The following is a 13614-nucleotide window of genomic DNA, read 5'->3' on the forward strand; positions in this document are numbered from 1 at the left end:
ACGCATTGACTGCGCACCCGCGAGCCGTTTGCATGAAAGCGAGCCCGGGCCGCAGGGCCGGGGCAGACGGGGCGACCGGGGGGAACCATGCGGGGTGGATGGAGAACGGCTGCCGTGGGCGCTGTGGCGGCGGTGTGCGCGACCGCGCAGGCGACGCCCGCGGGGGCGTTGGAACTGAAGCGGGGCACCCAGTACGTGAACGTCACGTCCGACGACGTGCTGGGCAACGAGCGGAGCCAGTACGCGGCGATCAGTGCCAACGGCCGTTTCGTGGCCTTCTGGTCACGGGCCTCGAACCTGGCGCCCGGCGACACCGGCGACACCGACGACGTCGACGACGTCTACGTGAAGGACCTGCGGACCGGACGGGTGCACTGGGCCAGTGACCTGGCCGAGGGCATGGACCGGGGAGCGCCGGTCGTCGCTCCGTCCATCAGCGCCGACGGCCTGCGGGTGGCCTACGCGACGCTGGACGCGACCCGGGCGTACGTGTACGACGTGCGCACGGGCCGCACCACACTGGTCAGTGACGAGGCCCACGCCGGGTTCGGCACCCTGAACGCACCGGCCATCAGCGGAAACGGACGGTACGTCACCTTCACGGCCCGGCCGGCCCAGGACACGGCGCGACCTCCTCTCATCCGCCTGCGCGACCTCGTACGGGGCACCGGCGAGTGGGTCGACGACCCCTGGCCCGGCGACGAGCAGCGGGTGACGATGCCGTCCCTGAGCCATGACGGCCGGTACCTCGCCCATCTGGCGTCGGGCCCCGGCACGGATGACGCCGGTGACGGCAAGACGCACGTCTACGTACTCGACCGCCGCACGGGCGAGCGGGTACGGGTCGACCCCGAGTGCGCGGACGATCCGGCCGAGTACGGGGTCGACGACCCGGTGATGGGCGCGGACGGCCGCCACGTCGTCTTCCGCTTCAAGTGCCGCACCCTGCGGCCCGGCGGAACCAACGACACCGGCGACGTCTTCCTCAAGGACCTGAGGAGCGGAACGCTGCGCCACGTCCTCGGCCCGAAGCCGCAGTTCGCCACGCACACCGGCCGGCTGAGTGCGGACGGCCGGCACATCGTCTTCGTGGCGGCCGAGGAAAGGGTGCCCCGCGGCCCGCTCCAGGTGATCTACCTGCTGGACCTGCGCACCGGCCGCACCGACATGATCACCGCACGTCCCGACGGCACCGTCAACCAGAGGCCGGCGTCCGACCCGACCGTCGACGCGCACGGCCGCGCGGTGGCGTACGACGCGGTGCCGCGCGACCTGCTAGGGGAGTCGTCCACCGGCGGCGACCGACAGGTCTTCGTCACGCATCCGCGCCGGGGGGCGCAGGCCGGCTGATCGTCGGCCGGCAGCGTGCCGTCAGGGCCCGCAGGCCGGCCGACCGTCGGCCGACGGCGTGCTCACAGCGCGCGCAGACCGCGGTCGGCGAAGGCGATCAGCCACTCGAAGCTCTCGTCGACGTCGGCGCTCCACTGGAAGCCGTTGGCCGACTGCAAGGTGGCGAAGCCGTGGCAGAGGCTGCGGAGCGTGCGCAGGGCGTGGTCCACGTCGGGTTCCGCGATGTCGTAGCCGCGCAGGACCGCCTCGAACGCGCCCAGCAGCCGCTGACCGGCGGTGGCCAGGGGGTCGTCCGGGCCGGACGGTTCCACGCCGATCGTCGCGGCGTACCGGCCCGGGTGCCGCAGGACGAAGGCGCGGAAGGCGCGGGCCGCGGCGGCCAGGGCGTCCCGGCCCGCGTACCCCTGGACGGCGCTGCCGACGGCGTCGGCGGCCTCGCCCAGCGCCAGGGCGGCGATGCGCCGGGTGAGGTCGTCCTGCCCGCCCACATGCTTGTAGAGGGACGGCGTCCGCACGCCCAGCCGCTCGGCCAGCGAACCCATCGTCAGACGGGCGATGCCCACCTCGTCGGCGAGGGCGGCACCGGCCGCGACCACGGCCGCCGGGTCCAGACCCGCCCTAGACACGGTCGGCCTCCGCGCGGAGGAAGCCGAGCAGGAGGGAGACCACCTGCTCGGGGAACTGGTCGTGCGGATAGTGCCCGGCGCCCTCGATCATCTCCAGGCGGCCCAGACCGGACGGCAGGGCGTCGACGATCGCCGCACCCTCGGCCCGCGGGTCGGCCCAGTCGGGGTCGAGGGTGCCCATGACGACCAGGACCGGGCAGCGGACGTCGCCGAGCCGTGCGCCGGCGTCGGTCGGGGCGCTGCGGCCCATGGCCCGCAGGGCCTTCATCCGGCCCGGCTCGCGCAGCAGGGCCTCGATGCGGTCGAGCCGCTCGGCCCAGTCGGCCGGCTTCGCGCCGGGGCATGCGACGTCGAGGTACGAGCGCCAGAGCGGCACGCTGCCGAACAGGCCCGTGCCGAGCAGCCGCAGCATGCCCTGCCGGAAGCGTTTCACCCGCAGGTCGCCGAGGCGGACCGACTGCTTGCGGGTGAACGGGGCCAACTCGACCACCGCGGTGATCAGTGAGGGCTCCTGTGCCGCGGCGATGGTGGCGGCGCCGCCGGAGACCGAGTGGCCGACGAGCACGGCCGGGCCGCCCAGGTGGCGGATCAGGGCGAGCAGGTCGCCGGCGATGGCGGTGCGGCTCCAGGCCGGCCAGTCGACGCCGGACTCGCCGCAGCCGCGCAGATCGACCGCGGCGACCCGGTGACCCGCCGCCACCAGCGGCGGGACCACGGCACGGTACGCGGCGCGGCTGTCGCCCATGCCGTGCGCGAGGACGACCAGCGGTCCCGACCCCGCCACCTCGTAAGCGATCGTGCCGCCGTCGACGGCGAGGTACTCGGTCATGACAGCCCTCCACACTGTGGCTAACTTTGTTAGCTAAAAGCTAATGCCATTAACCAACCCTGTCAACGTCAGCTCTCGCCGGTCCGTTGCTGCAGTCGCCACAGGGAGCGGAACAGGCCCGGCTCACGGGTGAGTCGCTCGTACGTGCCCTCCTGGACGATCCGTCCCCGGTCCAGGACGACGATCCTGTCCGCCACGGCGACGTTGGTGAGCCGGTGGGTGATCAGCAGGACCGCCCGGTCCTTCGCCAGGGCCCGCAGGCCGGTGAAGATGTGGTGCTCCGCCCGCGCGTCGAGCGCCGCGGTGGGCTCGTCCATCACCAGCAGGGCCGCCTGCCGGTGGAACGCCCGGGTGAGCACGACGCGCTGCCACTGCCCTCCGGACAGTTGCTGGCCGCCGAACCACTCCGAGGTCAGCAGGGTGTCGATGCCGGACCGCAGGCCGGGCAGCATCTCCACCGCGCCGGACGCCTCGCAGGCCGCGAGGACGGCGGCGTCACCGGTGTCGCCCTGTCCGAGGGTGATGTTGTCGCGCAGGGTCAGCGGCAGGTAGGTGAACTTCTGCGGGATCAGCGCGACATGCTTCCACGCCTCCCAGGGCTCCAGCCGCGAGGTGGCCGTGTGGTCCCACGCCACCTCGCCCGACGTGGGCAGCAGCAGACCGCAGATCAGCCGCGACAGCGTCGACTTGCCCGACCCGTTCTCCCCGACCAGCGCCACGATCTCGCCGCGCCGCACCCGCAGCGACACCCCGCTGAGGCTGTCCGCGGGGGCGCCGTCGTACCGGTAGCTGACGTCGCGCACCTCGAACCGCTCCGGCGCCCGCGGCAGGGTCCTCGTACCGCGGGAGGCCGCCATGGCCTGCCCGTGGGCGTTGTCGAGGAAGTTCTGCCAGTCCTGCACGTACCAGCCGGTGCGGACCAGCCGGGCCCCGCCGTTGATGATGCCGCGCACCGACGTGGTCGCCGTCTGCAGGGCGAAGACCGCGCCGCCGCCCGCGGCGAGGTCCATGCGGCCGGAGGCCAGCAGCCACAGCAGCGCGGCCCACACGGCGGCCGACGCCACGCCGCCGGCGGCCGCCCCGGCCACACCCATCCGGGCCCCGGTGTCCGCGGCCCCGCGCTCGGCCGCGTTGACCGAGGCGGCGAGCCGCCGGTACCGGGCGATGAGGAACGGTCCGGCCAGACAGGCCCGCATCTCCTCGCCGGACTCCGCGTAGGCCATGTGCCAGCGCAGCTTGAACAGCAGCCGGCGCCGCCCGGAGGTCTCCAGTGCCGCCAGGTACAGCTCCCGCGCGGCCCGGACGTACGCGGCGGCCTGCGGCAGACACGCCAGGAGCAGCAGCGGGAGCAGGACCGGGTGGAGCACGGCGAGGACGGTCGCCCCGGCGGTGAGCGTCGCCGTCGCGGCGAGCACGTCCTGGGCCTCGGCCACGAGGTCCGGCGTCACCTGGGCGCCGCGGTCGGCGATGTCGTAGAAGTCGTTGTAGCCGGGCTTGTTGTGCGCCGCCGGCTCCGCGCCGAGCGCGGCCTCGATCATCGTCACCTCGGCCGCCCGGGCCAGCACCGGCCGCAGCCGGCCGGTCAGCCAGGTCACCGTGATGCCCAGCAGGGCGCGCAGGCCGGTCGCCGCGGCGATGACCAGCAACTGCGGGGCGGCCTCCCGCAGCCGCTCGGTGATGTCGCCGGACGCGACGAGCGCGTTGATCGTGCCGGTCACGGCGAGCAGCCCCAGGGCGGCGAGCACGCCGGTGCCCGCCTGGCACGCCAGCAGACCGGCGGTGGCGCCCCGGTCGACCTGCCAGGCCATCCTCAAGGACCGCACCACCAGCGAGGGCAGGCGCCTCGCCATGGTGGCGGTCGTCATCTGCGCACCGGCCTGGAGACGGGACGCGTCGCGGAACCGGTACTCCTCGTCGTGGGCGTCGGCTGCGGTGTCCGGGACGGTCCCGTCCGAGGCACCGGACGCCGTCGTTCCTCCTGTGGTGTCCGAGGTCAACGTGGTCCCCCTTCGATCGCGCGGTGGTTCGTGGGGCTCAACGACCCCGCCGCCCTTTCGAACACATGTGTTTCGGTCGGCCTCGCACCCCCGGCGGTGCCGGTACCCTCTCCGGGTGACGCAGCAGCCCCTGTCCGACGAGCGGCGGCCCGCGAACGACGGGCCGAAGGCCGCCGCCCGCAACCGTGCCGCGCTCGTCCGCGCCGCCCGCGAGATCTACGCGGAACACGGCCTGGACGCCCCGCTGTCCGCGATCGCGCGCCGGGCCGGCGTCGGCCAGGGAGTGCTGTACCGGCACTTCCCCGACCGGGCCGCCGTGGCCATCGCCGTCCTGGAGGAGAACGTCCGGCAGATCGAGCGGGCGGCGGCAGCGGACGGCGCCGACATCGCCCGGGTCCTCGGCGTCCTCACCTGGCACCAGACGGAGTCGGCCGCCTTCGTGAGGGTCCTGCACGCCGACGGGCCGGGCGGCCGCACCGACGCCCCCGCCTACGCCCGGGCCCTGTCCCGGCGGGTCGAGCTGGCCCTGCGCGGCCATCTGCCGGACGCCCACCCGCTGGCCGGGCGGGCCGAGGACCTCATGATCGCCGTCGGCATGGTGTCCGGCGCCGTCACCGGCACCACCCGGGAGCAGCGGGAACGCCGGGCGCTCGCGGCGTGGCGGCTGCTCGGTGTCGAGGTGGGGCCGGTGCGTCCCTTCGACGGGTGAGGGCGGGGTCAGCCCCCGTTGGATTGGCGGATGCCCTCCGCCGGAGCGTCGAAGGCGTACAGGTAGCCCCCGGCGGGTCCGCTCACGGTCATGTACGCCCTGGTCCCGCCGGGCGTGATGGCCACGTTGGTCGCCGAGGTGAGGCCCTCGGCGTCCCGGGCGGGCACCTCGACGGTGGCCAGGCGCTCGCCGTGCCGGTCGTACACCACCATCGCGGGCCGGCCGTGCAGGGCCTGGTAGACGTTGCCGTCCGCGTCCACGGCGATCGAGTCCGTCTGGGCGATCCCGCCGTCGACACGGAGGGCTGTGTGCCGGGAGGAGACCCCGCCCTCGCCGTCGAGCAGCAGGTAGGACACGCGGTTCTCCGTGAGCTCGCTGACCCACAGCCCGCGGTACTCGGTGTCGAACGAGATGCCGTTGGGCGCCGCCAGCCCGTCCGCCAGGACGGTGGCGTTCCTCCCGTCGCGGTCGATCCGTACCACGCGTCCCTTCGCCTCGCCCTCGGACAGGCCGCGCGAGTCGCTGACGTACAGGTTGCCGTCCCGGTCGAAGGCGAGGTCGTCGGGGTTCATCGGCGCTCCGTCGACCGCCCCTGAGAAGAAGGTCCGCGGGTCACCGCCGTCGGGGGCCAGGCTGACGATCTCGCCGTGGGAGAAGTCCGTCAGGTAGACGCGTCCGTCGTGGGGGCTGAACTGGGCCGAGGTGTAGGCGCCGCGGTCGTCGGTGTGCACCGGGCGCGACGTCTTCCTCCGTACGTCGACACGGAGCACCTTGGGCGCGCCGGCCGGTGCGGTGACATCGACGACGAGCAGACCGCCGTCCGCGTCGAGGACCGGGCCCTCGAGCAGGGTCATGCCGGTCTCGGGGTGCACCTCCGTCAGCCGCATGAGCTTGTGGGCGCGGATGGTCCTGTCCGCGCCGCCGGCGGCCGCGGGGCCCGTGCCGGCGGCGCCGGTGTCCGTACCGCACCCGGTGAGGGCCAGCAGGCCGATGGCGGCCAGCCCGGCGAGGGATCGGATCGGGAGTCGTTGCATGGGGGTCGCTCTTCCTGTCCGAGACGGGTGTGCGGAGTGCTCCCCGCACCAACCGGACAACACTGTCCGGTACTTGCTACGGTAGTGCACGCCCGCTCAAGTCCCGTGACCGGAGGGTCAGTTCGTGGACGGGCGGCGCCATGGCAGCGAACCGGAAGGATTGAGGTCCCCCCACATGACGACTCCCCAACCGTTGTCCTCCGCGGCACTGGCCGAGCTGAGGCGGCGTTACCGCGTCGAACGGGAGCGACGGGTACGGCCCGACGGCGCCCGGCAGTACCGGGGCGCCGACGCCGAGTTCGGCTACTACGCCGAAGACCCGTACGCGGGGGAGGCCGTCGCGCGCGAGCCGCTGCGGGACCGGGTGGACGTCGCGGTCGTCGGCGGCGGTTTCGGCGGCATCCTCGCCGGGGCGCGGTTGCGCCGGCGGGGCATCGGCCGCGTACGCGTCATCGAGAAGGGCGGTGACTTCGGCGGTACCTGGTACTGGAACCGGTACCCCGGCATCCACTGCGACATCGAGTCGCACGTGTACCTGCCGATGCTCGACGAGACCGGATACGTACCGGAGTGGAAGTACGCCCCCGGGGAGGAGATCCGCCGGCACGCGGTGCGGATCGCGGAGAAGTTCGACCTCCGCGCGGACGCCCTGTTCTCCACGGCGGTCACGTCGCTGTCCTGGGACGAGGGGGCCCGGGCCTGGACCGTCACGACCGACCGCGGCGACGAGTTCCTGGCCACGTACGTCATCACGGCCACCGGCACCCTGTCCGAGCTGAAACTCCCCGGCATCCCCGGCATCGAGGACTTCAAGGGCCACACCTTCCACACCTCGCGCTGGGACTACGCCTACACCGGCGGCACCCCGGACGGCGGACTGACGGGCCTGAGGGGGAAGCGCGTGGGCGTGGTCGGCACCGGCGCCACCGGCGTCCAGGTCATCCCGAAGCTGGCCGAGGACGCCGGACACCTCTACGTCTTCCAGCGCACCCCCTCCACCGTGGACGTGCGCGCCAACCGCCGCACCACCGCCCGGGACGTCGGCGCCGACCACGAGGGCTGGGCGCGCGAGCGCCGCGACAACTTCCTGCGCATCGTCTCCGGTGAGACCGCCGAGGTGGACCTCGTGGCGGACCGGTGGACCTCGTCGGCCGTCCTCCTGGAGAAGCTGCTGCCGAGCTTCCGCCGACAGGGCGACCGGGAGGCGTTCGAGGCGGCCTACGAGGTCGCGGACGCCGCCAAGATGAACGAGATCCGCGCCCGTGTCGAACGGATCGTCACCGACGCGGACACGGCGGAGAAGCTCAAGCCCTGGTACCGGTACGCCTGCAAGCGCCCCACGTTCTCCGACGCGTACTACGAGACGTTCAACCGGGACAACGTCACCCTGGTCGACACCGCGGACACCCACGGCATCGAGCGGATGACCGAACGGGGCGTCGTGGTCGGCGGCACCGCGTACGAGCTCGACTGCCTCGTCTTCGCCACAGGCTTCTCCGTCGGGGTCTCCGGTGTGCACTCCGGCAGGCTGCCCGTCCACGGCCGGGACGGCGTCCAGTTGCAGCAGGTGTGGAGGCAGCGGGGGCCGCGCACCCTGCACGGCTTCACCAGCAATGGCTTCCCGAACCTGATCCAGCTGGGCGGGACGCAGAGCGCCAGCAGCGTCAACTACACGCACGTGCTGGACGAGCACGCCGTCCACGCCGCGGCGCTCGTCGCGGCCGCCGAGGCCGCGGGCGCCGTCGTCGAACCGTCCCGCGAGGCGGAGGACGCCTGGATCGCGGTGCTGGCCGAGGGCGCCCCCGACCACGAGTGGTTCCACGCGGAGTGCACCCCCGGCTACTACAACGCCGAGGGGCGCGGCCGGCCCAACGGCCCGATCGCCTACCCCGACGGGGCGGTCGCCTTCCACGCCCTGTTGAGCCGTTGGCGCGAGGAGTCCATGGACGAGATCCTCCGGGACCGGACCCACTAGGTGCACTGTCCCGGGACGTCGGTGACGGGCGTCCCGGGACGGCGCACCCGGAGCGGTCCGCGGCGCGCGCGGGGTGCGGTGGCGCGTCAGACCGCCGACCAGCCGTCGTCGACGGGCAGGATCGCGCCGTTGACGTTGCTCGCGGCGTCCGAGGCGAGGAACAGGATCGCGGCCGCCTGCTCCTCCGGCCGGGACACCCGGCCGAGGTTGACGAAGTGCGGGCCGAGCGCCGCTGGGCCGTGCGCGGTGCGGTCGGCCTCCACCGAGATGGCGGTCGCGGTGCCGCCGGGGCAGATGGCGTTGGCGCGGATGCCGTTCTTGCGGTACATCACGGCCAGCGACTTCGTCAGCCCCACCACACCGTGCTTGGAGGCCGTGTAGGCGGCGCCCGCCGCGCTGCCGCGCAGGGCGGCCTCGGAGGCGGTGTTCACGATGGCCCCCCGGCCCGCGGCCAGCATGTGCGGCAGCACCGCGCGCGCGAGCAGGAAGGGCGCGGTGAGGTTGACCCGGATGACCCGCTCCCACTCGGCGTCGCTCACGTCGGCCGGGGCCGACATGCTGTCCATGATCCCGGCGTTGTTCACCAGGACGTCCACCCCGCCGAACCGCTCCACCGCCGTCGCCGCCACCCGGTCCACGACGGCCTGCTCGCTCAGGTCGCCCGTGACGGCCACCGCGGTGCCGCCCGCCTCCCCGATCTCGCGGACGACCGCGTCGGCCCGCCCGGCGTCCAGGTCCGCCACCAGCACGCGGTCGCCCTGGGCGGCGAAGGCCAGCGCGGCCGCGCGTCCTATGCCCGAACCCGCCCCGGTGACGATCACGCCGCGTCCGTTCGAACCGCCCGTCATGAAGTGCTCCGTCCAACTGGGTCAAGAGGGTGAGTGCTCGCGCGGCGGACCCGTCTCACGCCGCGTCGGCACCCTACAACTTTATGTCTCTGAGTGACATAAAGTCGTGGAGGAGCAGTGGAGGAGAATGCGTCCGACAGGGATCACCGGCACCGGAGGGGCACATGACCGCAGCCCGCGGACGGACGGGGCGACCGCCGCTGACCGAGGAGCGCAAGGCCGCCGTCCGGCTGGAGATCGCCCGCGCCGCGGTCGGCCTGTTCATCGCCCAGGGCGTCGCCGCGACCACGGGCGAACAGATCGGGCAGGCGGTCGGCGTCTCGGCGCGGACCGTGTGGCGCTACTTCCCCACCAAGGAGAGCTGCGTACGGCCGCTGTTCTCGACCGGCATCGACACGGTCGCCGCGGCCCTGCGGCAATGGCGTCCGGGCCGGCCCCTCCAGGAGGCCTTCGACCACGTGTGGACGGCCGACGCGGGCCTGCCCGGACTGGACATCGGGGCCCTGGTGCGGCTGACCCGGACCGAGCCGGGCCTGCGCGCGGTCTGGCTGCGGACCCACGACGAGGCGGAACCCGCGTTCGCGCGCGCCCTCGCCGAGCGGGCCGGGCTCCCCGCCGACGACGTACGGCCGGCCCTCTGGGCCGCCATGCTCAACGCCGCGCTGCGCGCCGCGGTGGAACACCACGCCCACCGGACGACCGGCCCGGGCACCACCCCCGAGGCCGCCCGGGCCGACCTCGCGGCGACCCTGCGCACCGCCCTGGCCGTCACGGCGGCCGGCCTCACCTGACCCGTCGGCCGACCCGCCCGGCGCGCACCGCGGTCACGCGGCGGGCTCGCACGACCGGTGCCACCGGGGTGAGCGCGGTCAGGGCGTCGGCGCCGGCCGCACGCCCCGCGACTCGGCCTCGGCCCAGCGGAAGACGCCGGTCGACATGGTGCGGCGCTCCCGGGCGGCCCGCGGACCGTAGAAGTGCTGCCACTCCCCGCCGACGAGCCGCCGCCCGCGTCGATCTGAGCGGGGAGCAGATCGGGAAGCGGATCGGGAGCAGATCGGGGAGGGCGAAATTGTCGCCGGTGGCTGCCCCGTGCGGCGGGCCGCCGCCCAGCCGGGTACCACCCTGCTCGGCTGGGCGATCACCGGTGGCGGGGCGCAACCCCCGCTCATAACTTCGGCCTCATGAACAAACGACACCTCGCGTATCTCGCATGCACCACCGCCGTCGTGGCCGCGGGGCTGGGGGCCGCACCGTCGACCCACCAGCCCACCGTGCACCGTGTGCAGCCCGGGCAGTCGATCCAGAAGGCCGTGGACGCCGCCCGGAAGGGAGACACCGTCCTCCTCATGCCCGGCACCTACCGGCAGAGCGTCGACGTCAAGCGGTCCGGCATCACGCTGCGCGGCAGCAGCGCGAAGCTGACCGTGCTGACGCCCCCCGCCGAGGCCGGGAAGAGCGCCTGCGCCAAGGCCGGGAACGGCGTCTGTGTGACCGGCACCGACAAGGCTCCCCTCCAGGACGTCACGGTACGGTCGCTGACGCTCCGGGGCTTCGACAAGAACGGGCTGTGGGCCACCGGCACCGACGGGCTCGAGGTCCGCCACGTGATCGCGGAGAAGAACGGCCAGTGGGGCATCGCCGAGGAACGCTCCGTGCGCAGCGTGCTCAGCCACAACATCGCCCAACAGAACGGTGACGCCGGACTGTTCGTCGCCAACACCGTCGACACCGAGGAAGGCGCCCGGGACGCCGGCAGGACGGTGATCCGGCACAACAGGACGGCCGGCAACCGGATCGGCGTCACCGTGCGGCGGCTGCGGAACCTGACCGTCGACCACAACGAGGCGACCGGCAACTGCGCCGCCGTCTTCGTCGTGGGCGACGAGTCCAAGCCGCGCGCCGGCGCCATGAGCGTGACGCGCAACCACCTCCACGCCAACAACAAGTACTGCGCCAAGACGCCGCGGCTGCCCTTCCTCCAGGGCTCGGGCATCGTCCTCACCGGTGCCGAGGAGACGCTGGTCGCCTGGAACCGGGTGGAGAACAACAAGGGCACCTCGCCGCTGTCCGGCGGCATCGTGCTCTTCAAGAGCCTCGTCGGCACCTCCAACGAGCGCAACGACATCCGCGACAACCTGGTGACCGGCAACAGCCCGGCCGACCTGGCCAACCGGGACACCGCGAAGAGCAACACGTTCAACAGCAACACCTGCACGCTCTCCGAGCCCGCCGGTATGTGCTGACCCCCCCACAGACGGCACAACAGCAGAAGCGAGGCAACGGATGACCACCGTTGATCCGGCTCCGCCGCCGCCCATGCGGCTGCGGGAGCTCGTATTCGGGGCGGCCTGCGCCGCCGCCGTCCGCGCGGCCGTCCGCCTGGGCGTGGCGGACGCGCTGGACGACAGCCCCATGACCGTCGACGACCTGGCGGCGGCGGTGAAGACCCAGCCGCACACCCTGCGCAGGCTGCTGCGCGCACTGTCCTGCCAGGGCGTCTTCACCGAGAACCCCGACGGCACCTTCGCACACACCGAGATGTCCCGGCTGCTGCGCGAGGACGACCCGCACAGCCTGCGCTACATCGCCCTGTGGTGCACCGAGCCCTGGACCTGGAACGTCTGGCCGCTGCTCGACGAGGCGGTGCGCTCCGGCCGCAACGTCTTCGAGGACGTGTACGACCGCGAGTTCTTCACCTACCTCAACGAGTCGGCCCCGGAGTCGGCCCATGTGTTCAACCGGGCCATGACGACGTCCAGCGAGCAGTCCGCACGGGACGTGGCCCTGCTCCTCGACCTCGACGACGCCTCCTCTGTCGTGGACATCGGGGGCGGCCAGGGACACGTCCTGGCCAGCCTCCTGGAGAAGCACGCCCACCTCCACGGCACCCTGCTCGACCTGCCCGGCGTCGTCGAGAACGCCGACCCGCGGCTGCGCGAGGGCGGCGCCCTGGCCGGCCGGGTCGAGGTGGTGGCCGGGGACTGCCGCGAGGACGTCCCGGTCCGCGCGGACGTCTACATCATCAAGAACGTCCTGGAGTGGGACGACGACAGCACCCGCAGGGCGCTGGCCAACGTCCGCCGGGCGGCGGAACCCGGAGCCCGGGTGGTGGTCATCGAGAACCTCGTCGACGACACCCCGTCGATGCGGTTCACCACCGCCATGGACCTGCTGCTGCTCCTCAACGTCGGCGGTGCCAAGCACACCCGGCAGAGCATGGTCGACCGCCTGACCGACGCGGGCCTGGTCATCGACGGCATCCGCCCCGTCAACGCCTACCTGCACGCCTTCGAGTGCACCGTCCCCGGCTGACCGCACGCACCGCGAGAACCCCGAGGCCGCCGGCCCGCGACTGACGCGGGACCGGCGGCCTCGGGGTTCTGCCGGGCACCGGGATCAGGAACCGGCGCCGCGCTCCCAGCGGTAGAAGCACTGCGCCATGGCGTCCTTGGGGCCGCGCCACGTCGCCGGGTCGTACGGGCTGACGTACGCCTGGAGTTCCTCGCTGATCCTGCGGAACTCGGGGTGTGCGGCAGCCTTCGCGATGGCGGGCGCCGGGTCCTGCTCGGACTCGATGAGGTGCAGGTACACGTCGTCGCCGAACTGGAAGAGGCTGCGCCGTGCGACACCGACCAGATGGGGGAGTTCACCCCGGTCGGAGGCGGTGAACACCTCGGCGATGTCCGGCGCCGAACCGGGCTTCATCCGGGCGACGATGAGGGCGTGGTGCATGGGGGTTCCTTTCCTGGACGGAGCGGCGCTCAGCGGGAGGACGCGACGGACGCGCTCTCGCTGTCGCGGGCCGCCTGCTCGATCCGGTCCCGGATCAGGGCCAGCTGGACGCGGGAGTTGCGGTTGATGTTGTCCGTCATCCACGCGTCGTCGACCGGCGCGTCGGGCTTCATCGCGAAGTCCTGCGTCCAGCGCATCTGGACACCGCCGGGCAGCTCCGCGTACTCCCACAGGATGTCCATGTGGGCGAAGGGTCCGGTCTCCACGCGCCGGGCGCGGACCGTCAGATTCTCACGGTCCGGGGTGCGCTCCGACACCCAGCTCCACACCTTGCCGTTCTCGTCCGGGTGCATGGTCAGCCGGAACGTCGTCGTGGCGCCCTCACGGGAGAGGATCTCCACGGAGGCGTACTCGCTGAACAGCCGCGGCCAGTTCTCGAGGTCGTTGGTCATCTCCCACACCAGGTCGAGGGGAGCGTCGATGGTGATGCTGTTCTCGGTGTGTCCGGCCACTT

The 13614-nt window shown here is 73.0% G+C and carries 13 protein-coding genes; 6 read left to right on the top strand and 7 right to left on the bottom strand.

The window, feature by feature from the left end; all coding sequences use genetic code 11:
- Positions 1-114: 114 nt before the first annotated feature.
- Complete coding sequence (locus FHX78_RS32295; protein ID WP_145870893.1) at positions 115-1350, top strand: TolB family protein; 1236 nt, start codon at positions 115-117, stop codon at positions 1348-1350.
- A gap of 62 nt (positions 1351-1412) precedes the next feature.
- Here the strand turns inward: FHX78_RS32295 and FHX78_RS32300 are convergent, their stop codons facing one another.
- The 3 genes from FHX78_RS32300 to FHX78_RS32310 form a co-directional block, all read right to left on the bottom strand.
- Positions 1413-1946 (bottom strand): TetR/AcrR family transcriptional regulator, encoded by a 534-nt coding sequence (locus FHX78_RS32300; protein ID WP_145872258.1) that lies wholly within the window; start codon positions 1944-1946, stop codon positions 1413-1415.
- Between the two features lie 22 nt (positions 1947-1968).
- Positions 1969-2805, bottom strand: coding sequence for an alpha/beta fold hydrolase (locus tag FHX78_RS32305; RefSeq protein WP_145870894.1), 837 nt, complete (start codon positions 2803-2805; stop codon positions 1969-1971).
- 68 nt (positions 2806-2873) lie between these two features.
- The gene (locus FHX78_RS32310) at positions 2874-4802 is read right to left on the bottom strand and encodes an ATP-binding cassette domain-containing protein (RefSeq protein ID WP_229924039.1); all 1929 of its coding nucleotides are present in this window, start codon (positions 4800-4802) and stop codon (positions 2874-2876) included.
- 115 nt (positions 4803-4917) lie between these two features.
- Between FHX78_RS32310 and FHX78_RS32315 the strand changes: the two genes are divergently transcribed.
- Complete coding sequence (locus tag FHX78_RS32315) at positions 4918-5511, top strand: helix-turn-helix domain-containing protein (protein ID WP_145870895.1); 594 nt, start codon at positions 4918-4920, stop codon at positions 5509-5511.
- Positions 5512-5519: 8 nt separating this feature from the next.
- On the opposite strand, the gene FHX78_RS32320 is transcribed toward FHX78_RS32315, so the two are convergent.
- Entirely contained in the window at positions 5520-6545 is a 1026-nt protein-coding gene (locus FHX78_RS32320) for an SMP-30/gluconolactonase/LRE family protein (protein WP_145870896.1), read from the bottom strand.
- Between the two features lie 175 nt (positions 6546-6720).
- Between FHX78_RS32320 and FHX78_RS32325 the strand changes: the two genes are divergently transcribed.
- Entirely contained in the window at positions 6721-8520 is a 1800-nt protein-coding gene (locus tag FHX78_RS32325) for a flavin-containing monooxygenase (protein WP_145870897.1), read from the top strand.
- Between the two features lie 86 nt (positions 8521-8606).
- On the opposite strand, the gene FHX78_RS32330 is transcribed toward FHX78_RS32325, so the two are convergent.
- A complete protein-coding gene (locus FHX78_RS32330) occupies positions 8607-9368 on the bottom strand; it encodes an SDR family NAD(P)-dependent oxidoreductase (RefSeq protein WP_145870898.1) in 762 nt (253 codons plus the stop codon).
- A gap of 164 nt (positions 9369-9532) precedes the next feature.
- Between FHX78_RS32330 and FHX78_RS32335 the strand changes: the two genes are divergently transcribed.
- From FHX78_RS32335 to FHX78_RS32345, 3 genes are all read left to right on the top strand, one after another.
- Positions 9533-10159 carry a TetR/AcrR family transcriptional regulator gene (locus FHX78_RS32335; RefSeq protein ID WP_145870899.1) on the top strand — a complete coding sequence of 209 codons (627 nt, stop codon included), beginning with the start codon at positions 9533-9535 and terminating at the stop codon, positions 10157-10159.
- Between the two features lie 390 nt (positions 10160-10549).
- The gene (locus tag FHX78_RS32340; protein ID WP_145870900.1) at positions 10550-11611 is read left to right on the top strand and encodes a right-handed parallel beta-helix repeat-containing protein; all 1062 of its coding nucleotides are present in this window, start codon (positions 10550-10552) and stop codon (positions 11609-11611) included.
- A gap of 40 nt (positions 11612-11651) precedes the next feature.
- A complete protein-coding gene (locus FHX78_RS32345; RefSeq protein WP_145870901.1) occupies positions 11652-12680 on the top strand; it encodes a methyltransferase in 1029 nt (342 codons plus the stop codon).
- An 84-nt stretch (positions 12681-12764) separates the two neighbouring features.
- Here the strand turns inward: FHX78_RS32345 and FHX78_RS32350 are convergent, their stop codons facing one another.
- Together FHX78_RS32350 and FHX78_RS32355 are read right to left on the bottom strand one after the other, a co-directional pair.
- Positions 12765-13100 (bottom strand): TcmI family type II polyketide cyclase, encoded by a 336-nt coding sequence (locus FHX78_RS32350; RefSeq protein ID WP_145870902.1) that lies wholly within the window; start codon positions 13098-13100, stop codon positions 12765-12767.
- 29 nt (positions 13101-13129) lie between these two features.
- Entirely contained in the window at positions 13130-13612 is a 483-nt protein-coding gene (locus FHX78_RS32355) for an SRPBCC family protein (protein WP_145870903.1), read from the bottom strand.
- Between the last annotated feature and the right edge of the window lie 2 nt (positions 13613-13614).

Origin of the sequence: Streptomyces capillispiralis (assembly GCF_007829875.1) — a bacterium.
GTDB lineage: Bacteria > Actinomycetota > Actinomycetes > Streptomycetales > Streptomycetaceae > Streptomyces > Streptomyces capillispiralis.